The sequence below is a fragment of the Bradyrhizobium sp. CCGUVB14 genome (assembly GCF_024199935.1).
GTDB lineage: Bacteria > Pseudomonadota > Alphaproteobacteria > Rhizobiales > Xanthobacteraceae > Bradyrhizobium.
Map to the genome: position 1 here is coordinate 67,561 of NZ_JANADS010000001.1, position 20,402 is coordinate 87,962.

Sequence of the window (20,402 nt, forward strand, 5' to 3'; positions counted from 1 at the left end):
CCAATGTCCGATCCGATCATTCGTCCCGCTCGCAGTGAGGAATATGACGAGATCGGACGCGTCTGGATGGAAAGCTGGGTCTCGACCGGGCTCGCCGAGGCGAGCGAATTCCTGCTGGCAAACCTGCGCGCGCGCATCCGCCGCGAGATCGAGGACGGCTGGAGCCTGTTCGTCGCCGACGACAACGGCACCATCGCCGCAATGCTCGCGCTGCATCTGCCAAAGCTCTATCTCGATATGCTGTTCGTCGGCCCCGCCTATCAGGGGCAATCGCTCGGGCGGAAGCTGCTCGCCTTTACGCGCACGCAGATGCCGGATGAAATGTATCTGCGCTGCATTCGCGAGAACGAGAAGGCGTGGCGCTGGTACGAACGCGAGGGCTTTGTGTTCGAGAAGGAAGAGCTCGAGCCATCGAACGGCTTCATGATGAAATACTACCGGTGGAAGCGGCCCAGTTCGTGAAAACACTGTCGTCAACCTAGCGCGTTGACCAAGATGTCGGCTTCCGGGCGTGGCATTCGCCTAGACGTAGTGCGTTGCGATTTCGGGGCGAACACGCAATGAATGAGCCCTCACCCGCCTCTCGCCCACGGAAGGTTCCCCGCCATGATCAAGCTCTATTGGTCGCCCCGCTCGCGCTCGTTCTCGACGCTCTGGCTGATGGAAGAGAGCGGACTACCCTATGAGCGCGTGCTGACCGATATCTCGACGGGCGCGCAGAAGGCGCCGGACTATCTGAAGGTCAATCCGATGGGCAAGGTGCCGGCGCTCAGCGACGGCGACGCCGCGCTCGGTGAAGCCGCCGCGATTTGCGCCTATATCGCCGACCGATATCCCGAGACGAAGCTCGCGCCTGGTGTGACCGATCCGCGCCGCGCACGCTATCTGCAATGGCTGTTCTTCTCGCCGAGCTGCATCGAGCCCGCGATCATCCAGATCTTCACCAAGATCGAGGTACCGACCTCGACCGCCGCCTGGGGCAGCGCGACACAGGTGTTCGACGTGCTGGAAGCGGCGCTCGACAAGGGCCCGTGGATTCTCGGCGAGGACTTTTCCGCGGCCGACATCACGATCGGCGCGGGCCTGAACTTTGCGGTGCGCCTGTTCAAGATGGTGCCGACGCGCCCGGCCTTCGACGCCTACATCGCGCGCTGCATGGCGCGGCCGGCGTTCCAGCGCGCGGAGAAGATCGCGGCGGGTTAGACCAACTGTCGTAGGGTGGGCAAAGGCGCAACGCGCCCTGCCCACGTTCTGTGCGCAATGATTGAGAAATGGTGGGCACGTCGCTTGCGCTCCTTTGCCCACCCTGCGGAGTTCTACTCCGGGGCCTTCAAATCGTCCGGTCGCGGCATCAGGACGATGTTGTAGCCGGAATCGACATAGTGGATTTCGCCGGTCACGCCGCCGGAGAGATCCGACAACAGATACAGCGCCGAGCCGCCGAGCTCATCGAGCGTGACGCCGCGGCGGAGCGGCGAGTGCTTCTGCATGAACGCGAACATCGCGCGCGCTTCGCCGATGCCGGAGCCGGCGAGCGTGCGGATCGGGCCCGCCGAGATCGCGTTGACGCGGATGCCGCGCGGTCCGAAATCGGAGGCGAGATAGCGCACTGAAGCTTCCAGTGCCGCCTTGGCCACGCCCATCACGTTGTAGTTCGGCATCGAGCGCTCGGAGGCGCCGAAGGTCAGCGTGATCATGCTGCCGCCGTCCGTCATCAGATCGGCCGCACGCTTTGCCACCTCCGTGAACGAGAAACAGGAGATCACCATGGTACGCGAAAAATTCTCGCGGCTGGTGTCGGCGTAGCGGCCCTTCAGCTCGTTCTTGTCGGCAAAGCCGATCGCGTGGATGACGAAGTCGAGCTTGCCCCATTTTTCGCGCAGCACGTCGAAGGTGGCATCGACGCTGGCGATGTCCTCGACGTCACAGGGGAGCACGAGTTCGACACCGAGAGATTCCGCCAGCGGCTTGACGCGCTTGCCGAGCGCTTCGCCCTGGAAGGTGAAGGCGAGCTCGGCGCCGTGAGCATGCAGCATCTTCGCCATGCCCCAGGCGATCGAATGATCATTGGCGATGCCCATGATCAGACCGCGCTTGCCTTGCATCAAACCTTCCATGTCTCAATTACTCTCCGCTCTCCGTTACCCGGGCATAGCCGTCTGAAGGACGGCGTCGCTTCGCTCGCCTATGTCCCGGGCATCCGCGTTCTGTCGAAGCCAGTAGCCAACACGTGGATGGCCGGGACGAGCCCGGCCATGACGAAAACTACCAGCAATTCCGCAACAACGTCGTCACACATCCAGCCGGCTGAACACCAGCGTGGCGTTGGTGCCGCCGAAGCCGAACGAGTTCGACAGCACGGTGCCGATTTTGACGTTGTCGATCCGCTTGCGCACGATCGGCATGTCGGCAAACACAGGATCGAGCTCCTGGATGTGCGCGCTCTCGCAGATGAAGCCGTTGTTCATCATCAGCAGCGAGTAGATCGCCTCCTGCACGCCGGTCGCGCCGAGCGAGTGGCCGGTCAGCGCCTTGGTGGCCGAGATCGGCGGGCACTTCTCGCCGGCGCCGAACACGCGGCGGAGCGCGTCGATTTCCGGCGGATCGCCTGCCGGCGTCGAGGTGGCGTGCGGGTTGATGTAGTCGACCTTGGTCTTCACCGTCGACATCGCCATGCGCATGCAGCGCTCGGCGCCTTCACCCGACGGCGCGACCATGTCGTAGCCGTCCGAGGTCGCGCCATAGCCGACGATCTCGCCGTAGATGCGTGCGCCGCGCGCCTTGGCGTGCTCGAGCTCTTCCAGCACGAGGACCCCCGCGCCACCGGCGATGACAAAACCGTCGCGATTGAGGTCGTAGGGCCGCGAAGCGGTGGCGGGCGTGTCGTTGTATTTCGAGGACATCGCGCCCATGGCGTCGAACAGCACCGACAGCGACCAGTCGAGCTCCTCGCAACCGCCGGCGAAGACGACGTCCTGCTTGCCGATCTGGATCGTCTCGTAGGCGTTGCCGACGCAGTGGTTCGACGTCGCGCAGGCAGAGGAGATCGAATAGTTCACGCCCTTGATCTTGAACCAGGTCGCGAGCGTCGCCGATGCCGTGGACGACATCGCCTTCGGCACGGCGAACGGACCGACGCGCTTCGGTCCCTTGGTGCGGGTGATGTCGGCGGACTCGACGATGGTGCGCGCCGAGGGACCGCCGGAGCCCATGATGATGCCGGTGCGGATGTTGGAGACCTCGTCAGGCGACAGACCGGAGTCCTGGATCGCCTGCTCCATCGCAACATGATTCCACGCCGCGCCCTGACCGAGGAAGCGCATCGCGCGGCGGTCGACCACCGTCGAAGGATCGAGCGTCGGCGCGCCCGCGACCTGCGACCGGAAGCCGAGCTCGGCGTATTTCTCAGCCCGCGAAATGCCCGACTTCGCCTCGTGAAGGCTCGAAAGCACTTCCTGGGTGTTGTTTCCGATCGACGAGACGATACCCATCCCGGTGACCACAACCCGCCTCATGACAGCCTCGCCTCTATCGTTGTCTTCTTGATGATGCGCGTTAGCCCAGGTTCACGCCCTGCTTGAACAGGCCGACCTTCAGATCCTTGGCGCGATAAATAATCTGGTCGTCGACCGAAAGCCATCCGTCGGCAATGCCGAGCACGAGCTTTGAACGCATCACGCGTTTGATATCGACGTTGTACACAACCTTGCGGGCCTCGGGCAGCACCTGGCCGCTGAACTTCAATTCGTTCAGGCCGAGCGCGCGGCCACGGCCTTCGCCTCCGGTCCAGCCCAGATAAAAGCCGACCATTTGCCACAGCGCATCAAGGCCGAGGCAGCCGGGCATCACGGGGTCGTTCTTGAAGTGGCAGCCGAAGAACCAGAGGTCGGGTTTCACGTCGAGCTCGGCGCGCACCACGCCCTTGCCGAACTCGCCGCCATTGTCGCTGATTTCCGTGATGCGATCGAACATGAGCATCGGCGGCAGCGGCAGCTGGGCATTGCCCGGGCCGAACATCTCACCGCGGGCACATGCCAGCAGATCTTCGTATTCGTAACCATTGCGCCTGTTCAGCATGCGGAAGCCTCTGTTTGAACCCCGATTGAGCGGCGTTTCTGGCAAAAATGGGCCCCGTTTCGTTCGGAATGCAACGCCAATTGCCATCGTCAGGCGCAAATCCGAGCCGGATGGACTGCCGGCCGGGCCTCAATGCCCGGCTGCGCCAAAATCGGTTAAGCGGAACCGCGCGCTCTCTAACACAGGCCTTTCGGGTGGCAAAGCGGTCCCATGAAGGTAAAATGACGGTGGCGCGGCCCGGTTCCTCGGCTGATTAGAACCACTCTAGTTGCGAGAAACTTGCATCTGCATCTATCTGTCCATATATTGCAGATAGATAAGTGTTCACGCGTGCCCGAATTCTGGAAATGAGCGAAAACAACGCCACCCATCACGACGAGGACGCCCAGGTGGCGGCCCTTCTGTCCGGCCGTCAGCCGGCCCTGACCGGCTGCCCCTGGCACGACGTCAATGAAATGCTCCAGTCCGCCGGCCTGCGCCCCACGCGCCAGCGCATGGCTCTCGGCTGGCTGCTGTTCGGCAAGGGTGCGCGCCACCTCACGGCCGAAATGCTCTACGAGGAAGCGACGCTGGCCAAGGTCCCGGTCTCGCTCGCGACCGTCTATAACACGCTGAACCAGCTGACCGATGCCGGCCTGCTGCGTCAGGTCAGCGTCGACGGTACCAAGACCTATTTCGATACCAACGTCACCACGCACCACCATTATTACCTCGAGAACAGCCACGAGCTGGTCGATATCGAGGATCCGCATCTGGCGCTGTCCAAGATGCCGGAGGTGCCGGAAGGTTACGAGATCGCGCGCATCGACATGGTCGTGCGCCTGCGCAAGAAGCGCTGAGGTCGTCCTCAGCTGCTGATCTGATCGTCATGGCCGGGCTTCGTCCCGGCCATTGTCGTTTCAGGCCGTCAGTTCACCTGCTCGTCCGCATAGACGCCCCAGAGGCGCTCCTGCTGGATCCAGCCGTCAAAGCCGTTGCCGGTGACGTGGCACCAGCTTGTGGTGCACTTTTTCACGGTCGTGACGACGCCGGCCTGGAGTTTCGCGGCCACCGCACTATCGGGATCGGCGCGGTCATAGATCGGCGCGAGGTCGTCCTTGTTCTTCATGGTGACCACCGCAGTGCGGCGGCCCGACAGCAGCGAATGATAGACCCAGCCCTCGGCGCCCTCGGAATCGCGCACCCGACGCCAGTTCTCGAACTCGGCGGTGATTTCGACCGGCAGACCGGAACGGGTGTAGACCCAGGCCACGTCATTGTCCTTGGTCGGGCCGGCGCGGACGTTGACGTGATCGGATTTGAGGCTGACATAGCGCGGCACCGGAAGGCCGCTGGCGGTCTGGGGCGTCGCGGCATCCTTCGCCGAATGCCCGGGGCTGACCGAAGCGCTCAACCAGGTGCAAACGAGCGCCATCACCGAACAAAAACGCCCCAACGCCATCAACCCGTCTCCTGTCGAGGAACCGGCTCAACCGGGCCCTCACCCCAAACTCCAAACATTGCCGCGCAATCCCCTCTCCCGCCCCATGCGGGGTGCTCCTGAAGCCAACTTGTCTTGGCCCGGCCTTCTGCTAGAGAGGACGGACATCTGAACAACCAGTTTGCCCCGATTTTCCGGCCGGAAAGTGGGGGAACAGCTTGAAGGAAACGCCGGGGACGACACGGCCAAGGCAGTGTCGAACAACCGGGTTAATGAGGCCTCAACAGCGAGCCTTTGGCGACAAAGGCGGCCTGCAACGCCTCATGAGGGCAGGACATGTCGGTGAAGAAAAAGCCCCTCGTCGTGGTGACGCGCAAGCTGCCGGACTCGATCGAGACCCGGATGCGCGAACTGTTCGACGCACGCATCAATCTCGACGACACACCGATGTCGGCCGAGCAGATTGCGGAAGCCGCGCGCACCGCCGACATTCTGGTTCCGACGGTCACCGATCACATCAGCGCCGACATCGTTAATCAGCCCGACTGCAAGGTGAAGCTGATCGCCAATTTCGGCAACGGCGTCGACAATATCGACGTCGAGGCTGCGCATGCCCGCGGCATCACGGTCACCAACACGCCGAAGGTTCTGACCGAAGACACCGCCGACATGACCATGGCGCTGATCCTGGCCGTGCCGCGCCGGATGATCGAGGGCGCCTCGGTGCTGACGGAGGGAAAACCCTGGGCGGGCTGGTCACCGACCTGGATGCTCGGCCACCGCATCGGCGGTAAGCGCCTCGGCATCATCGGCATGGGCCGCATCGGCCAGGCGGTCGCGCGCCGCGCCCGCGCGTTCGGCCTGCAGATCCACTATCACAACCGCCGTCCCGTCGCGCCGAAGATCGCCGAAGAGCTTGGTGCGACCTATTGGGAAAGCCTCGACCAGATGCTGGCGCGGATGGACATCATCTCGGTGAACTGTCCGCACACGCCGGCGACCTATCACCTGCTCTCGGCGCGCCGGCTGAAGCTGATCCGCAAGGACGCCTACATCGTCAACACCGCGCGCGGTGAAGTCACCGACGAGGACACGCTGATCAAGCTGATCGAAGGTGGCGAGATCGGCGGCGCCGGCCTCGACGTCTATGAGCACGAGCCGGCGGTCAATCCCAAGCTGGTGCGGCTTGCGAAGGCCGGCAAGGTGACGCTGATGCCGCATATGGGCTCGGCCACGATCGAAGGCCGCGTCGAGATGGGCGAGAAGGTGATCATCAACATCCGCACCTTCCTCGACGCCCACAAGCCGCCGGATCGCGTGCTGCCGAGCATGCTGTGAAGCAGCTTTACTGCGCAGCAAGCCCTCGCTCCTCATCCTGAGGAGCGCGGAACGCGCGTCTCGAAGGATGGCCGCGGGCGAGAGTTCGGCCTGCATGGTTCGAGACGGCGCTTCGCGCCTCCTCACCATGAGGGTCTAAGAGCGCAGCCCATTTCGCTTGCGCCAATCCGCGACGAAATCGATAAACGCACGTAGCGCCGGCGGCACCTGGCGCCGGCTGGGATAATACAGGAACGGGCCGGGGAACGGCTCGCACCAATCTTCCATCAGGCTGACGAGTGCGCCGGACTTGACGGCATCGCCGACATAGCCATTGAGGCTAGCCCAGATGCCGGCGCCGCCAAGCGCGGCACGCATCGCAAGACCCATGTTCGTCGAAATCAGTTTTGCAGGCGGATCGACCTTCACGATCTGGCCGGCTTTTTCGAATTCCCAATCATGCATGACGCCGCTCGAATAGCGCGCGCGAATGCAATCATGATCGAGCAGATCTTTCGGATGTTTTGGCCTGCCACGCCGCGCGACATAATCGGGCGATGCGACGACGACATAGTGCTGCGGGCCGCTGAGCGGGATCGCCACCATGTCCTGCGCGAGATGCTCGCCATAGCGCACGCCGGCATCGTAGCCGCCGCTGACGATGTCGACGAAGCCGCTCTCGGAGACGATATCGAGGTCGACCTGCGGATGGGCCTGCAGGAATGGAACGACCATCGGCGCCAGCACGAGATCAACCGCCGGCGGCGGCGCGTTGATGCGCAGGCGGCCCGAGGCGACCTCGCGCAGGCCACGCACCTGATCCAGGGCATCGCCGACGTCGCGCAGCGCCGGCGCCACCCGCGATAGCAACAGCTCGCCCGCCTCGGTCAGCGCGACGCTGCGGGTGGTGCGGTTCATCAGGCGGACGCCGAGGCGCTCCTCAAGATCCCGCAATCTCTGGCTAAGGCTCGACACCGACACGCGGATTTCAACCGCCGCGCGCCGGAAATTGCGGGTGCGGGCGACCGCCACGAAGGCGTCGAGATCGCGCAGGTCGGGATCAGCCATTGTTCGCTAATGTGAACAAGCTATTCCGCATTGTCCAGCTTATCGCGGCAATCGACCAGGCGCATATCTGGCGTCGTCACGCGGCGCCATCGGCCGCCGCTCTTGAGGAGAGCCATCATGGAACAGCGCAAACTCGGTTCGACCGGCCCCAACGTCTCCGCCCTCGGCCTCGGCTGCATGGGTATGTCCGAGGTTTACGGCCCCGCCGATCGCGGCGAGGCCATCGCCACGGTTCATGCCGCGATCGATGCAGGGATCACACTGCTCGACACCGGCGATTTCTACGCCATGGGTCACAACGAGATGCTGCTGCGCGAAGCACTGGCGAACGTGCCGCGCGAAAAAGTGCAGATCAGCGTGAAGTATGGCGCGCTGCGCGGGCCCGCCGGTGATTTCATCGGCATGGACACGCGGCCGGCCGCGACCAAGAATTTTCTGGCCTATTCATTGCCACGCCTCGGCACCGACTACATCGACGTCTACCGGCCGGCGCGGCTCGATCCCAGCATTCCGATCGAGGAGACGATCGGTGGTCTCGCCGATCTCGTGAAGGCTGGCTACGTCAGGCATATCGGCCTGTCCGAGGTCGGCTCCGACACCATCCGCCGCGCGCACGCGGTGCATCCGATCGTCGATCTCCAGATCGAATATTCGCTGATCGAGCGCGGCATTGAGCGCGACATCCTGGAAACCTGCCGTGAGCTCGGCATCGCCATCACCGCCTATGGTGTGCTGGCGCGCGGCCTCATCAGCGGTCATTGGTCGAAAGAATCAGGCAAGACCGGCCGCGACTACCGGCTGATGACGCCGCGCTTTCAGGGCGCGAACCTCGTCGCCAATCTCGCGCTGGTGGAACAGCTGCGGACGATCGCCGGCGAGATCGGTGCAACGCCGGCGCAGGTCGCAATCGCCTGGGTCGCAGCCCAGGGCAGGGAGATCGTGCCGCTGGTCGGCGCGCGTACCCGCAACCGCCTCAGCGAAGCGCTTGGATCGACCAAGGTGACGTTGACGCCGGCGCATCTGGCCGCATTGGCAAAGGCCTTCCCGCCGAATGTCGCCGCCGGCACGCGCTATGCGGCCGAGCAGATGGCGCATCTCGATAGCGAGAAGCCGGCCGGCAAATAACGGCGATCAGGTGCGATGGGTGCTGAGATCGGTGATCACAGGCCCGTCGCCATTGAGCGGATTGGCCGGATCGCGCGCGTAACGCAGCGTCTCGAAGCGCATCGCGCGCGCATCGATCATCAGGAGGCGGCCGACCAGGCCGTCGCCGAAGCCGACGATCTCGCGGATCGCCTCCAGCGCCATCATCGAGCCCATCACGCCCGCGAGCGCGCCCATGACGCCGGCCTCGGCACAGGCCGGCACGGTGCCGGGCGGCGGCGCCTCCGGAAACAGGCAGCGATAGGTCGGATTGAATTCGCCCCGCTCGTTCGTCTCGTGCGCGCGGATGGTGGTGAGCGAGCCGTCGAAGGTGCCGAGCGCCGCCGTGATCAGCGGTCGCTTCGCGAAGAAGCAGGCATCCGAGACCAGATAGCGCGTCGAGAAATTGTCGGACCCATCGAGCACGAGGTCATAGTCGCCGATCAGGCTCAGCGCATTGTCGGCATTGAGCCAGGTGGCATGGCCGACGAAGCGGACATGCGGATTGAGCGCCGCGATCCGTTCCGCCGCGCTCTCGACCTTGTGCCGGCCGATGTCGGGCGTCGTGTGGATCACCTGGCGCTGGAGATTCGACAGCGACACGACGTCGCAATCGACCACGCCGAGCGTTCCGATACCGGCGGCAGCCAGATACATCAGAGCCGGCGCGCCGAGCCCGCCGGCGCCGATCACCAGCGCAGAGGCGCGCTTCAGCGCGGCCTGGCCGGGGCCGCCGACATCGCGCAGCACGATATGGCGGGCATAGCGTTCGAGTTCGTCCGGGCTCAGCATCGTCGTACGTTCCTCTCAACCCTCATGGTGAGGAGGCGCGCTGCGCCGTCTCGAACCATGCAGGCCCCGCTGCGGCAGCCCGGCCTTCATCCTTCGAGACGCCGCTTCGCGGCTCCTCAGGATGAGGGTCAACACCTGAACCACCTCAACATTGTTCGCGACCAACGAGATGTGCTTCAATGGCAGCGCGTTCAATGGGCTGGCTGGATTTGTCATGAGATCGATGCTTGCGGCAACACTGATGTTGGCGTCTGCCACAGGCGCCGGCGCCCAGATGACGACGCCACAGGTCCCCGGCACCAAGCCGAAAGTGGTCCAGACCGTTCCGATCAGGCCGCCCGCCCTGCAAACGCCGTCGGAAACCGCGGACGGGATGGCGCAGGCCGAGCGGCTGTCGCTCCAGTCCGACCTCGCATGGGTCGGCGAATATAACGGCGCCATCACCGGCGACGTCAGCTCGCGCATGGTCGACGCCATCAAGGGGTACCAGAAGGCCAAGGGCGGCAAGCCCACCGGCGTGCTCAATCCGCAGGAGCGCGCCGCGCTCGCCGAAACCGCACGGCGCAAGCAGGACAGCGTCGGCTGGAAAATCGTGACAGAAATGACCAGCGGTGCGCGGCTCGGCATTCCCTCGAAGCTGGTGCCGCAGCAGGCCACGGACGCCAACGGCTCGAAATGGAGCTCGCCGACCGGAACGGTGCAGGTGCTGCTCAGCCGCCGCAAGGAGGCGAACCCGACGACCGCAAAACTCGCGGACGCCGAGAAGAAGGAGCCGGCCGGACGCAAGGTCGACTACACCGTGGTGAAGCCTGACTTCTTCGTGCTGTCGGGATTGCAGGGCCTGAAGAAGTTTTACGTGCGCGGCACCTTCAAGGGCGACGAAGTCCGCATCATGACGATCTTGTACGACCAGGCGACCGAGAACACGGTCGAGCCGGTCGTGATCGCGATGTCGAGCGCGTTCAACGCGTTTCCAACGGGACCGCAAGCCGGACCGCCACCACGCAAGACCGTCGAATACGGCACCGGCATCGTCGTCAGCGACGACGGCGCGATTCTGGCCGACCGTCTCGTCACCGATAGTTGCCTCGCGATCACCATCGGCGGCTACGGCAATGCCGATCGTCTCGCCGAGGACAAGGAACACGATCTCGCACTGCTGCACATCTATGGCGCGCGCGGCCTAAAGCCGCTCAGCCTCGCGACCGGCGCAGCGAAGACGAGCGTCGATGTCGTCGGCATCGCCGATCCGCAGAGCCAAGGCGGCGCGACCGGTGTGTCGAGCGTCAAGGGCGCGCTGGCATCGCTTGGCGGCGGCGATTCTGTGCTGTCCCCACCACCCGCCGTCGGCTTCTCCGGCAGCCCGGCCATCGACGGCGACGGCAAGTTTGCAGGCGTCGCACTGCTGAAGCCGGCGATGGTCGCAGGACCTGCAGCATCCGTGCCCGCGTCGCAATCGGTCATGGTCGCTGCGGAGACGGTGCGCGATTTCCTGAAGGCGAACGCCGTCACCGCCAACGGCACGTCGACCGATGCGAAAGCCGCCGTCGTGCGCGTGATCTGCGTGCGGAAGTAAGCCGGGCGACAATCACAACTCTCGTGTCCCGGACGCGGTGCGGCATGAAATGCCGCTCCGCTGAGCCGGGACCCATGCATTCACAAATTCCGTTCGTCCGGCTTTCTGGGCCCCGGCTCTGCAGCGCACCGCTGCGTGATGCGCTGCGTCCGGGACACGAGACTAGGCGAGCCTGAACCTGATCCCGGCCTTCGCGAGCCCGCCCGAAATCCCGACCGGCGTGCCATCGGCGCGCCAGCAGGCCGCACCGGTCATGGTGCCGTCATCGTGGAAGGCGATGCCGTTCATGCCGCCGGCGACCGTGGCAACGGGCTGCACCTGGTGGCCGAGCGCTGCAAGCCTGGTTCGCACGGCCTCCGGCACGGCCTGCTCCACCTCCAGCGCATTGCCCTCGGTCCAGACCCGCGGCGCTTCGACCGCTTCCTGCAGGCTCATGCCATGGTCGATCAGATTGACCAGCGCCTGCATCGCGCTCGGGAAGATGCGCTTGCCGCCGGGCAAGCCGAGCGCGTAGCGCAGCTTGCCGTCGCGGAGCGCCATCATCGGCGACATCGAGGTCGTCACACGCTTGCCAGGCGCGAGCGATAACGCATGGCCGGGGCGCGGATCGAACAGGTTCATGTAATTGTTGGCGATGGCCCCCAGCCCCGGGATCATGATCTTGGCGCCGAACAGATTGTTGATGGTCTGCGTGGTCGCGACCACGTTGCCGAAACTATCCGCCGCCGTCATGTGCGTGGTGTGCGCGCTTTCGAGCTGAGTCACGCCCGCGCCAAAAGCCTGCGCCCGCGCCGGATCGATCGTGCGGCGGCGCTCCTCCGCATAGGCCTTTGACGTCAGCTTCTCCACGGGCACGCCGACATAGTCAGGGTCGCCGCTGGCGGCGGCGCGGTCGGCGAAGGCGATCTTCAGGACCTCGGCCAGGCAATGGATGGTCTCCGGTGTGCCGAAGCCGAGGCCACCGATGTCGTAGCCTTCAAGGATGTTCAGCATCTGCGCTATATGCACGCCGGAGGCGGCGGGCGGCGGCGGCCCGAAAATGGTCCAGCCGCGATAGTCGGCGCGGATCGGCCGCCGCTCGACAGTCTTGTAGTTGGTCAGATCGTTGCGGCGGATGAAGCCGCCGGCTTTCTCCATGTAGTCGGCGAGGATGTCGCCGAGCGGCCCCTCGTAGAGAGCCTTCTCTCCGTGGTCGGCGATGTAACGCAGCGTCTCGGCATATTCAGCCTGTACGACGCGCTCGCCGACCTTCAAGGGCTCTCCGTCAGGCAGAAAAATCGCCGCGATCGGCTTGTCCTTGCGCATCGCGGCGGCGCTCTCGCTGATGCATTCGTGCAAGTAAGGCGTCGCCGCATAGCCGCGCGCGGCGTGCTTGATCGCGGGCTGCATGACGTCGGCGAGCGACATGGTGCCGAACCTTTGCTGCGTCTCGCACCAGGCTTTCAGCGAGCCCGGCGTGGCGACGGCCTTCGGGCCATTGAGGTTCTCGTTGCCGACGGTGTCGAACACGTCATGGGCCGAGCCCGGCCTGGAGGTGTAGGTGGTGTCGCGCACCGAAGCGGGCACCGTGCTCTGGCCGTCGATGAAGCGGTGGCTGCCGTCGGCCAGCCGGATATGCGCCATGCCGCCGCCGATGATGCCGACCATCATCGGCTCGACCACGGTCAGCGTGAACAGGGTCGCGATCGCGGCATCGACGGCGTTGCCGCCGGCCGCGAGCATCTCGGCCCCGGCGCTGGAGGCCAGGGGATGGTTGCTCACCACCATGCCGCGGCTCGAGACCGCCGGCATCTTCTGGCATTCAAAGGTGGTTGCCGTCCGGTCGCGCCAATTGCCGCTCATCCCACTCACCCTTCCGATGCAAGGCGGCGAGCACACCATGCGCGCGATAATGGGTCCAGTGTTGGTACGGATTGGCTGGCATTCCCGATTCTGCCATCATTGTTACCGTTGATTCGGACATCCGCGGTCCCCTTTGGATCGGGCAGGGCACGTCCTGAGCGAGAAGAGCTCAGCATCGAGAAGCGATGCACGTTCGCGTGGCGTTACTCCCAGACCCTGGCAATCCAAAGGAATCCTCTTCCAATGCATACGATCGTACTGGCCACCCAAAAGGGCGGCAGCGGCAAGAGCACGCTTGCCATCGGCCTCGCGCTGGCTGCCAAGCAGGCCGGCTTCACCGTTCGCCTGATCGAGACCGACCCGCAGGGCACCCTGTCGAACTGGGCCCGCCGCCGCAACAACGACGATGTCGTCGTCGAGCCGATCTATCACGCCGCCGATTTCGAGCCGCGGCTAAAGATGCTGGCCGGGAGCGGCCTCCAGCTCGCAATCGTCGACACCGCGGCCGGCCTCAGCGCCGTGACCACCGCTGCGATCCGCTATTCCGACCTCTGCCTGATCCCGGCCCGCCCCAGCGTCGCCGACATCGAGGCCACCGTCTCCACCCTCAGCGTCGCGCGCGCCTGGAAGCGTCCCTACAGCTTCGTGCTGAACCAGACGCCGATCCGCGGCCAGCGCATCGACAACTCCGCCAACGCGCTCGGCGAGGAAGCCGCGCTCGATCTCACCGAGGTGCTCGCGCGCCCCATGATCGTGATGCGCAACGACCACCAGGACTCACTCGCCTCGGGCCTCGCCGTCAGCGAGTTCGCGCCGAACGGCAAGTCGACCGAGGAAATCCGCGGCCTCTGGCGCTGGGTCGAGACCCGTCTCGACCTCTCCGCCGGCAGTCTGCTGATCGATCAGGTCATGTCGGCGGCGAACGGAATGCTGCATGCCGCGGCCGAGATTTCGGCGGACGAAACTGTTCTGGCGTCCTGAGCGGGGCGATCGCTCAAGGCCCGGACGGGCTCTTCGCCATCCAGTGAATGAGCCCAGGCGACGAAGCAATCCGACCACCAGCCCGGCCGGATTGCTTCGCGTCGCGTTTTGTTGAAAACAACCCCATGCACAGTAGAACCGCTCGCGGCCGAGCTATCCCGGCGGCGGCGCGTAGACGTTTGAATCATCGGGGAAAACGGAGCTACGCCAGCTTTCGTAGCCCGGATGGAGCGCAGCCCAATCCGGGGCACCTGCATCCGCCGCGCGAAGATCCCGGATTTCGCTGCGCTCCATCCGGGCTACGGCACTTCAATCAAGCCGCCGGCCGAGCCAGGCCTCACGCCGCACGATCCACTTCTCCGACTTCGTCTGCCCATCGTGATGCGCAAGCTCGATGAGGCCGACGAATTCCGCGCCGGTCTTCTGCTTGACCCGGCGCGAGCCTTCGTTGGTCGCGGCGTTGCAGACGTAGAAATGATCGAGGCCGAGCGTGAGAAAAGCGAAATCGTTCATCGCGGCGATCGCCTCCGTCATCAATCCCCGTCGCCAGTAAGGCTCGGCCAACCAGAAACCGCGATTGCCTTTCAGACCTTTGGCGCGAGGCCGCAGATGAATAATTCCGATCGCCTCGCCATCGCTGCCCTTCAGCACCAGCACCCAGAGATGGATCTCCTCGCCGGCTGCGATCTTGTCGAGCTGTGTTCTGACGAATGTCTCCGCACCATCGGCAGGATATGGCCAGGGCACGACAGTCGAGAGATGCCGGATGATATTCCAATTGTCGAAATGACGCTGGATCGCCGGCGCGTCCGACATTGCGAGCGGGCGCAGGATCAGGCGTTCGGTCTCAAGCTGCGGCGTCGGCATGACCTGCTACTTCTGGCACTTCGGACACCAGAAGGTCGAACGGCCGTTCTGGGTGAAGCGCTTGATCGTGCCGCCACAGCGCGGGGTGGCGCATTTCTCATCCTCGCGATCGTAGACCTTGAACGAGTGCTGGAAATAGCCGAGCTCGCCCGAGGTCTGGCGATGGTCGCGCAATGACGAGCCGCCGGCCTTGATGGCGTCGTTCAGCACGGTGTGGATGGCGCCGACCAATCGCTTCGCATGATCCGTCGCCTCGCCCTTCTTGGTCGACAGGGTCGCTGCGATCCGGCGCGGCGACAGATGCGAGCGGTGCAGGGCTTCGCAGACATAGATGTTGCCGAGGCCGGCCACGACGCGCTGGTCGAGCAGCGCGGCCTTCAGGCTGGTGGTCTTGTCCTGGCAGGAGCGCGCCAGCATCGCGGCATCGAACGCATTGCCGAGCGGCTCGGGGCCAAGGTCGCGCAGCAGCGGCTCGTCGTCGAGTGCGTTGCGCGCGATCACTTTCATGTAACCGAAGCGGCGCGGATCATTGAAGACGATGTCGGCGCCCGAGGACATCCGAAACAGCACGTGGTCGTGCGCGGAATCCTTACCCTTGGGATAGTGAAACTCGCCGGGCGCGGCCTCGTTGTCCGGCTTGATGACGCGGAACGAGCCCGACATGCCCAGATGCATCAGCAGCACGTCGCCGGAGGCGAGATCGGCCATGAGATATTTTGCACGGCGGCCGAGGCCCGTGACGACCTGTCCCTGGAGCCGGGCCACGAAGTCCGGCTGGAACGGAAAGCGCAAATCGGGCCGGCGGGCCTCCGCAACGACGATTTTCGCACCCTCCATGACGGGCTGAAGGCCGCGGCGGACAGTCTCGACTTCGGGCAATTCAGGCATGGTCAGGCATTCACCTTATGAGGGCGGTGTGATAGCGCCATTGCGGCGGCCGCGCTATGGTCGGCGCCGTGGAGTAGAGTAATGGATCGGCCGGGCGAAACCACGCATTTTGGCTTCAAAGACGTTCCCCTGGGGGACAAGCAGACGCTGGTGAACGATGTGTTTCACAGCGTGGCGTCGCGCTATGACCTGATGAACGATTTGATGTCCGGTGGCCTGCACCGGGTCTGGAAGGACATCATGATCAACGCACTCGCCCCGCCCCGCGGCGACCGGCCGTTTGCGTTGCTCGACGTCGCCGGCGGCACCGGCGACATCTCGTTCCGGGCCGCCAAGGCGGCAGGTCCGGGCTTCCATGCCACCGTCTGCGACATCAATTCCGACATGCTGGCGGTGGGCCGCGAGCGCGCCGCCAAGCGCCATCTCGAAACCCAGGTCGATTTCGTCGAGGGCAATGCCGAAGCGCTCGCCTTCGCCGACCGCAGCTTCGATGCATATACGATCGCTTTCGGCATCCGCAACGTGCCCCAGATCGACAAGGCCCTGCGCGAGGCCTATCGCGTGTTGAAACCCGGCAGCCGCTTCCTGTGCCTGGAATTCTCCACCGTCGAGATGCCCGGCCTCGACAAGATCTATGATCTGTTCTCGTTCAAGGTGATCCCGCCGCTCGGCCGCATGGTCACGGGCGACGCCGAATCCTACCAGTATCTCGTCGAGTCGATCCGCAAGTTTCCGAAGCCGAATGCGTTCGCCGACATGATCCGCGACGCCGGCTTTTCCCGCGTCAGCTTTCAGACCCTGACCGGCGGCATCGTCGCACTGCATTCGGGCTGGCGTTTGTGATTTCTGCCATCACCCACATTTCGCGCCTGATCCGCGCCGCGTTCGTCTTTGCGCGCGAGGGCGTGTTCGGCTCCGTCGATCCGAGCCTGGTGCCGCCGCCCGGACAGCTCGCGCTGAAGCTTGCGCGTATCGTCGAGCGGCGCGGCCCGAAGGATAGTCCGCGCTTGTCGCGCGCACTGACCCGGATGGGCCCGGCCTATCTCAAGCTCGGACAATTTTTGGCGACACGGCCCGACGTCGTCGGCGTCGGAATGGCGCGCGACCTCGAAAGCCTGCAGGACCGCCTGCCGCCATTCTCGCAGGCCGAAGCAGAAGCTGCGATCGCAACGTCGCTGGAACGGCCGCTCAAGGACGTGTTCGTGAGCTTCGGCCCGCCAGTCGCGGCTGCCTCGATCGCGCAGGTGCATCGCGGCGAGATCGAGCGCGATGGCATGCGCAAGCCGGTCGCGGTCAAGGTGCTCAGGCCGAACGTGTCCGCGCGCTTCCGCCGCGATCTTTCCGACTTTTTCTACGTCGCGCACAAGGCCGAGGCCTACTCGGCCGAAGCGCGACGGCTCCGCCTGATCGAAGTCATCAACACGATGTCCCGCTCGGTCGCGATGGAGATGGATCTGCGGCTGGAGGCGGCTGCGCTGTCGGAGATGGCGGAGAACACGCAGAACGATCCCGACTTCCGCGTCCCGACCGTCGACTGGGACCGCACCACACACAACGTGCTGACGATGGAGTGGATCGACGGCATCGCGCTGAACGACCACAAGCGCCTCGCGGAAGCGCAGGTCGATCTGCCCGATCTCGGCCGCAAGGTGATCCAGAGCTTCCTGCGCCACGCGCTGCGCGACGGCTTCTTCCACGCCGACATGCATCCGGGCAATCTGTTCCTGGACGACGCCGGCCGCCTCGTCGCGGTCGATTTCGGCATCATGGGCCGGCTCGGCATGAAGGAGCGGCGCTTCCTCGCGGAAATCCTGCTCGGCTTCATCACGCGCGATTACCGCCGCGTCGCCGAGGTGCATTTCGAGGCGGGCTATGTGCCCGCGCATCATTCGGTCGAAAATTTTGCGCAAGCCATCCGCGCCATCGGCGAGCCCATTCATAACCGCACCGCCGAGGAAATCTCGATGGCGCGGCTATTGACGCTGCTGCTCGAGGTCACCGGCCTGTTCGACATGACGACGCGGCCCGAGCTGATCCTGCTGCAAAAGACCATGGTGGTGGTCGAGGGCGTGGCGCGCGGTTTCGATCCCAAGCTCGACATCTGGAAGGTCGCCGATCCCGTGGTGCGCGAATGGATCGAGCGCAATCTCGGGCCGATCGGCCGGGTTCAGAGTGCGCTGGCCGGCGGCGGCGACCTCACCAAAGTGCTGATGCGCCTGCCTGACATCGCCCAGCGCTCGGTCGCGGTGCTGGAGCAGCTCGAGACCATGACGCGGGAGGGCCTTCGGCTGTCGCCGGAGAGCATCGCCGCGATGGGGCGCAGCGAGGGCCGCAAGAACCGCTGGCGCACCGTGGCGCTCTGGATCATCGCCGCGACCTTCATCGGCATCCTGATCGCCGTCCGGAATCTGTGATTGCCAAAAGCGTGATTGCACTGCAATCACACGAGTGATAGCATCGCTATCATCCCGTGCTGGAGGGCGTCATGGCAAGCCTGACCATCCGTAAGCTCGACGACACCGTCAAAGCCTATTTGCGGCTGCGCTCGGCCAGAAACCGCAGATCGGTCGAGGAAGAGGTCCGGGTCATCCTGCGGGAGCTGATCGAGGGCCGCGAGGAGCCGCTGACGCCGTTTGCGGTACCGCCCGAAGCGTCACCTGCAGCCGCGTCAGCCCGCACCAGCGCCGTCCCCGAGGCCAGCGTCACCCTGATTATCGGCGGCGGGATCGCGGCGTTCAAATCGCTCGACCTGATCCGCAGGCTGAAGGAGCGGCGCATCGAGGTCCGCTGCGTGCTGACCAAGGCGGCAGAGCAGTTCGTCACGCCGCTCTCGGTCAGCGCCCTCTCCCATGAGCGCGTCTACACCGACTTGTTCGATCCCCAGAGCGAGTTCGACGCCGGCCATATCCGCCTCGCGCGCGACTGCGATCTGATCGTGGTGGCGCCGGCGACCGCCGATTTGATGGCGAAGATGGCCAACGGCCATGCCGATGACCTCGCCAGCGCCATCCTGCTCGCGACCAACCGCAAGGTGCTGCTGGCGCCCGCGATGAATCCGCTGATGTGGAACAACCCGGCAACCCGCCGCAACGTCGCGCAGCTTCAGCGCGACGGCATCCTGCTGGTCGGTCCCAACTCCGGCGAAATGGCCGAAGCGGGCGAAGCCGGGGTCGGACGCATGTCGGAAGCCATCGAGATCGCCACTGCTGCCGAGAAACTGCTGCGGCCGCCGGTGCCGCGGCCGCTCGCCGGCAAGCGCGTGCTGATCACGGCGGGTCCGACCCACGAGCCGATCGATCCGGTGCGCTACATCGCCAACCGTTCCTCCGGCAAGCAAGGGTTTGCGATTGCCGCCGCCGCGCAAGCTGCCGGCGCCGAGGTGATTTTGGTCAGCGGCCCGGTGGACCTCGACGATCCCGCCGGCGTGACGGTGAAGCATGTGGAATCGGCGCGGCAGATGCTGGAGCAGGTGCAGGCTGCACTTCCCGCCGACATCGCGATCTTTGCCGCCGCCGTCGCCGACTGGCGCGTCGCCAATGAAGGCGAGCAGAAGCTGAAGAAGACTTCGGCCGGCATGCCGCCGCTTCAACTGGTCGAGAATCCCGACATCCTCGCCACGATCTCCAAGCTCACGGACAAGCGTCCGCCGCTGGTGATCGGCTTTGCCGCCGAGACCGAGCATCTCATCGACAACGCCAAGACGAAGCTCGCCCGCAAGGGCTGCGACTGGATCGTCGCCAACGACGTCTCGCCCGCCACCGGCGTGATGGGCGGCGATCGCAACACCGTGCACCTCATCAGCAAGAATGCTGAGAACAACGGCGAGATCATTGTTGATTCCTGGCCGGTGATGACCAAGGAACAGGTCGCCATCGAACTGGTCGCGCATATCGCCAAAAGCGTGACCGACAAATCCCTGGAGCCGGCATCTTGAGCACGAAGGTCACCGTCGAACTGCAGCAACTGGCCCACGCCGAAGGCCTGCCGCTGCCGGCCTACCAGACCGCGGACGCCGCCGGCCTCGATTTGATGGCGGCGGTGGCGGACAGCGAGCCGATGACGCTCGCGCCCGGCCAATATGCGCTGGTGCCGACGGGGCTTGCGATTGCGCTGCCGCCCGGGCACGAGGCCCAGGTGCGGCCACGCTCGGGGCTTGCGGCCAAGCACGGCATCACCGTGCTGAATTCGCCCGGCACGATCGACGCCGACTACCGCGGCGAGATCAAGGTGATCCTGATCAACCACGGCGCCGCGTCGTTCGTGATCAAGCGCGGCGAGCGCATTGCGCAGATGGTGATCGCACCAATGGTCCAGGCCGCCTTGGTTCCCGTGACCACGCTGTCGTCGACCGATCGCGGCGCCGGCGGCTTCGGGTCGACGGGCCGCTGAGCCGACAACAAAGGTCTCTCCGTTCCCTCCCCCCTTGTGGGG

The 20,402-nt window shown here is 64.9% G+C and carries 20 protein-coding genes; 11 read left to right on the forward strand and 9 right to left on the reverse strand.

The window, feature by feature from the left end; genetic code table 11:
- The first annotated feature begins 3 nt into the window (after positions 1–3).
- Positions 4–462, forward strand: coding sequence for a GNAT family N-acetyltransferase (locus tag NLM32_RS00285; RefSeq protein ID WP_254127164.1), 459 nt, complete (start codon positions 4–6; stop codon positions 460–462).
- A gap of 144 nt (positions 463–606) precedes the next feature.
- The gene (locus NLM32_RS00290) at positions 607–1,203 is read left to right on the forward strand and encodes a glutathione S-transferase family protein (RefSeq protein WP_254127166.1); all 597 of its coding nucleotides are present in this window, start codon (positions 607–609) and stop codon (positions 1,201–1,203) included.
- Between the two features lie 113 nt (positions 1,204–1,316).
- Here the strand turns inward: NLM32_RS00290 and fabI are convergent, their stop codons facing one another.
- From fabI to fabA, 3 genes are all read right to left on the reverse strand, one after another.
- On the reverse strand, positions 1,317–2,117 hold the full coding sequence (fabI, locus tag NLM32_RS00295) for an enoyl-ACP reductase FabI (protein WP_254127168.1): 801 nt from the start codon (positions 2,115–2,117) through the stop codon (positions 1,317–1,319).
- 174 nt (positions 2,118–2,291) lie between these two features.
- Entirely contained in the window at positions 2,292–3,515 is a 1,224-nt protein-coding gene (gene fabB, locus NLM32_RS00300; protein ID WP_254127170.1) for a beta-ketoacyl-ACP synthase I, read from the reverse strand.
- Between the two features lie 40 nt (positions 3,516–3,555).
- Positions 3,556–4,077 (reverse strand): bifunctional 3-hydroxydecanoyl-ACP dehydratase/trans-2-decenoyl-ACP isomerase, encoded by a 522-nt coding sequence (gene fabA, locus NLM32_RS00305; protein WP_254135172.1) that lies wholly within the window; start codon positions 4,075–4,077, stop codon positions 3,556–3,558.
- Positions 4,078–4,424: 347 nt separating this feature from the next.
- Between fabA and irrA the strand changes: the two genes are divergently transcribed.
- A complete protein-coding gene (irrA, locus tag NLM32_RS00310) occupies positions 4,425–4,916 on the forward strand; it encodes an iron response transcriptional regulator IrrA (RefSeq protein WP_283047396.1) in 492 nt (163 codons plus the stop codon).
- Positions 4,917–4,984: 68 nt separating this feature from the next.
- Here irrA and NLM32_RS00315 read toward each other — a convergent pair whose 3' ends face one another.
- Positions 4,985–5,518: an SH3 domain-containing protein gene (locus NLM32_RS00315; protein WP_254127171.1), complete on the reverse strand. Its 534-nt coding sequence runs from the start codon at positions 5,516–5,518 to the stop codon at positions 4,985–4,987.
- A gap of 315 nt (positions 5,519–5,833) precedes the next feature.
- Here NLM32_RS00315 and NLM32_RS00320 point away from each other — a divergent pair, with 315 nt between their 5' ends.
- Complete coding sequence (locus NLM32_RS00320; RefSeq protein WP_254127172.1) at positions 5,834–6,835, forward strand: D-glycerate dehydrogenase; 1,002 nt, start codon at positions 5,834–5,836, stop codon at positions 6,833–6,835.
- 135 nt (positions 6,836–6,970) lie between these two features.
- On the opposite strand, the gene NLM32_RS00325 is transcribed toward NLM32_RS00320, so the two are convergent.
- Positions 6,971–7,882 carry a LysR family transcriptional regulator gene (locus tag NLM32_RS00325; RefSeq protein ID WP_254127173.1) on the reverse strand — a complete coding sequence of 304 codons (912 nt, stop codon included), beginning with the start codon at positions 7,880–7,882 and terminating at the stop codon, positions 6,971–6,973.
- Positions 7,883–7,999: 117 nt separating this feature from the next.
- Between NLM32_RS00325 and NLM32_RS00330 the strand changes: the two genes are divergently transcribed.
- Positions 8,000–9,007 carry an aldo/keto reductase gene (locus NLM32_RS00330; RefSeq protein ID WP_254127178.1) on the forward strand — a complete coding sequence of 336 codons (1,008 nt, stop codon included), beginning with the start codon at positions 8,000–8,002 and terminating at the stop codon, positions 9,005–9,007.
- A 6-nt stretch (positions 9,008–9,013) separates the two neighbouring features.
- Here NLM32_RS00330 and NLM32_RS00335 read toward each other — a convergent pair whose 3' ends face one another.
- Positions 9,014–9,817 carry a molybdopterin-synthase adenylyltransferase MoeB gene (locus NLM32_RS00335; protein WP_254127180.1) on the reverse strand — a complete coding sequence of 268 codons (804 nt, stop codon included), beginning with the start codon at positions 9,815–9,817 and terminating at the stop codon, positions 9,014–9,016.
- A gap of 214 nt (positions 9,818–10,031) precedes the next feature.
- Here NLM32_RS00335 and NLM32_RS00340 point away from each other — a divergent pair, with 214 nt between their 5' ends.
- Positions 10,032–11,393 (forward strand): serine protease, encoded by a 1,362-nt coding sequence (locus NLM32_RS00340; protein WP_254127182.1) that lies wholly within the window; start codon positions 10,032–10,034, stop codon positions 11,391–11,393.
- Positions 11,394–11,555: 162 nt separating this feature from the next.
- Here the strand turns inward: NLM32_RS00340 and ggt are convergent, their stop codons facing one another.
- A complete protein-coding gene (gene ggt, locus NLM32_RS00345) occupies positions 11,556–13,235 on the reverse strand; it encodes a gamma-glutamyltransferase (RefSeq protein ID WP_254127184.1) in 1,680 nt (559 codons plus the stop codon).
- Between the two features lie 243 nt (positions 13,236–13,478).
- On the opposite strand from ggt, the gene NLM32_RS00350 reads away from it, so the two are divergent.
- Complete coding sequence (locus NLM32_RS00350; protein ID WP_254127186.1) at positions 13,479–14,216, forward strand: ParA family protein; 738 nt, start codon at positions 13,479–13,481, stop codon at positions 14,214–14,216.
- A gap of 309 nt (positions 14,217–14,525) precedes the next feature.
- Here NLM32_RS00350 and NLM32_RS00355 read toward each other — a convergent pair whose 3' ends face one another.
- Positions 14,526–15,083, reverse strand: coding sequence for a GNAT family N-acetyltransferase (locus NLM32_RS00355; RefSeq protein ID WP_254127188.1), 558 nt, complete (start codon positions 15,081–15,083; stop codon positions 14,526–14,528).
- Positions 15,084–15,089: 6 nt separating this feature from the next.
- Positions 15,090–15,971 (reverse strand): bifunctional DNA-formamidopyrimidine glycosylase/DNA-(apurinic or apyrimidinic site) lyase, encoded by an 882-nt coding sequence (gene mutM, locus NLM32_RS00360; protein ID WP_254127192.1) that lies wholly within the window; start codon positions 15,969–15,971, stop codon positions 15,090–15,092.
- Between the two features lie 81 nt (positions 15,972–16,052).
- Here mutM and ubiE point away from each other — a divergent pair, with 81 nt between their 5' ends.
- The 4 genes from ubiE to dut all read left to right on the forward strand — a co-directional run bounded on the left by ubiE (position 16,053) and on the right by dut (position 20,360).
- Positions 16,053–16,814: a bifunctional demethylmenaquinone methyltransferase/2-methoxy-6-polyprenyl-1,4-benzoquinol methylase UbiE gene (gene ubiE / locus NLM32_RS00365; RefSeq protein WP_254127194.1), complete on the forward strand. Its 762-nt coding sequence runs from the start codon at positions 16,053–16,055 to the stop codon at positions 16,812–16,814.
- Positions 16,811–18,385, forward strand: a complete 1,575-nt coding sequence (gene ubiB / locus NLM32_RS00370; RefSeq protein ID WP_254127202.1) for a 2-polyprenylphenol 6-hydroxylase — start codon at positions 16,811–16,813, stop codon at positions 18,383–18,385. Before ubiE ends, ubiB begins: the two co-directional genes overlap by 4 nt.
- 71 nt (positions 18,386–18,456) lie before the next feature.
- A complete protein-coding gene (coaBC, locus tag NLM32_RS00375; RefSeq protein WP_254127205.1) occupies positions 18,457–19,905 on the forward strand; it encodes a bifunctional phosphopantothenoylcysteine decarboxylase/phosphopantothenate--cysteine ligase CoaBC in 1,449 nt (482 codons plus the stop codon).
- Positions 19,902–20,360, forward strand: a complete 459-nt coding sequence (gene dut, locus NLM32_RS00380) for a dUTP diphosphatase (RefSeq protein WP_254127207.1) — start codon at positions 19,902–19,904, stop codon at positions 20,358–20,360. Before coaBC ends, dut begins: the two co-directional genes overlap by 4 nt.
- The last annotated feature ends 42 nt before the right edge of the window (positions 20,361–20,402 follow it).

Coding starts and splice junctions, on each gene's coding strand:
- NLM32_RS00285 (WP_254127164.1), top strand. CDS start 4: ATGTCCGATCCGATCATTCGTCCCGCTCGCAGTGAGGAATATGACGAG.
- NLM32_RS00290 (WP_254127166.1), top strand. CDS start 607: ATGATCAAGCTCTATTGGTCGCCCCGCTCGCGCTCGTTCTCGACGCTC.
- fabI (WP_254127168.1), bottom strand. CDS start 2,117: ATGGAAGGTTTGATGCAAGGCAAGCGCGGTCTGATCATGGGCATCGCC.
- fabB (WP_254127170.1), bottom strand. CDS start 3,515: ATGAGGCGGGTTGTGGTCACCGGGATGGGTATCGTCTCGTCGATCGGA.
- fabA (WP_254135172.1), bottom strand. CDS start 4,077: ATGCTGAACAGGCGCAATGGTTACGAATACGAAGATCTGCTGGCATGT.
- irrA (WP_283047396.1), top strand. CDS start 4,425: ATGAGCGAAAACAACGCCACCCATCACGACGAGGACGCCCAGGTGGCG.
- NLM32_RS00315 (WP_254127171.1), bottom strand. CDS start 5,518: ATGGCGTTGGGGCGTTTTTGTTCGGTGATGGCGCTCGTTTGCACCTGG.
- NLM32_RS00320 (WP_254127172.1), top strand. CDS start 5,834: ATGTCGGTGAAGAAAAAGCCCCTCGTCGTGGTGACGCGCAAGCTGCCG.
- NLM32_RS00325 (WP_254127173.1), bottom strand. CDS start 7,882: ATGGCTGATCCCGACCTGCGCGATCTCGACGCCTTCGTGGCGGTCGCC.
- NLM32_RS00330 (WP_254127178.1), top strand. CDS start 8,000: ATGGAACAGCGCAAACTCGGTTCGACCGGCCCCAACGTCTCCGCCCTC.
- NLM32_RS00335 (WP_254127180.1), bottom strand. CDS start 9,817: ATGCTGAGCCCGGACGAACTCGAACGCTATGCCCGCCATATCGTGCTG.
- NLM32_RS00340 (WP_254127182.1), top strand. CDS start 10,032: ATGAGATCGATGCTTGCGGCAACACTGATGTTGGCGTCTGCCACAGGC.
- ggt (WP_254127184.1), bottom strand. CDS start 13,235: ATGAGCGGCAATTGGCGCGACCGGACGGCAACCACCTTTGAATGCCAG.
- NLM32_RS00350 (WP_254127186.1), top strand. CDS start 13,479: ATGCATACGATCGTACTGGCCACCCAAAAGGGCGGCAGCGGCAAGAGC.
- NLM32_RS00355 (WP_254127188.1), bottom strand. CDS start 15,083: ATGCCGACGCCGCAGCTTGAGACCGAACGCCTGATCCTGCGCCCGCTC.
- mutM (WP_254127192.1), bottom strand. CDS start 15,971: ATGCCTGAATTGCCCGAAGTCGAGACTGTCCGCCGCGGCCTTCAGCCC.
- ubiE (WP_254127194.1), top strand. CDS start 16,053: ATGGATCGGCCGGGCGAAACCACGCATTTTGGCTTCAAAGACGTTCCC.
- coaBC (WP_254127205.1), top strand. CDS start 18,457: ATGGCAAGCCTGACCATCCGTAAGCTCGACGACACCGTCAAAGCCTAT.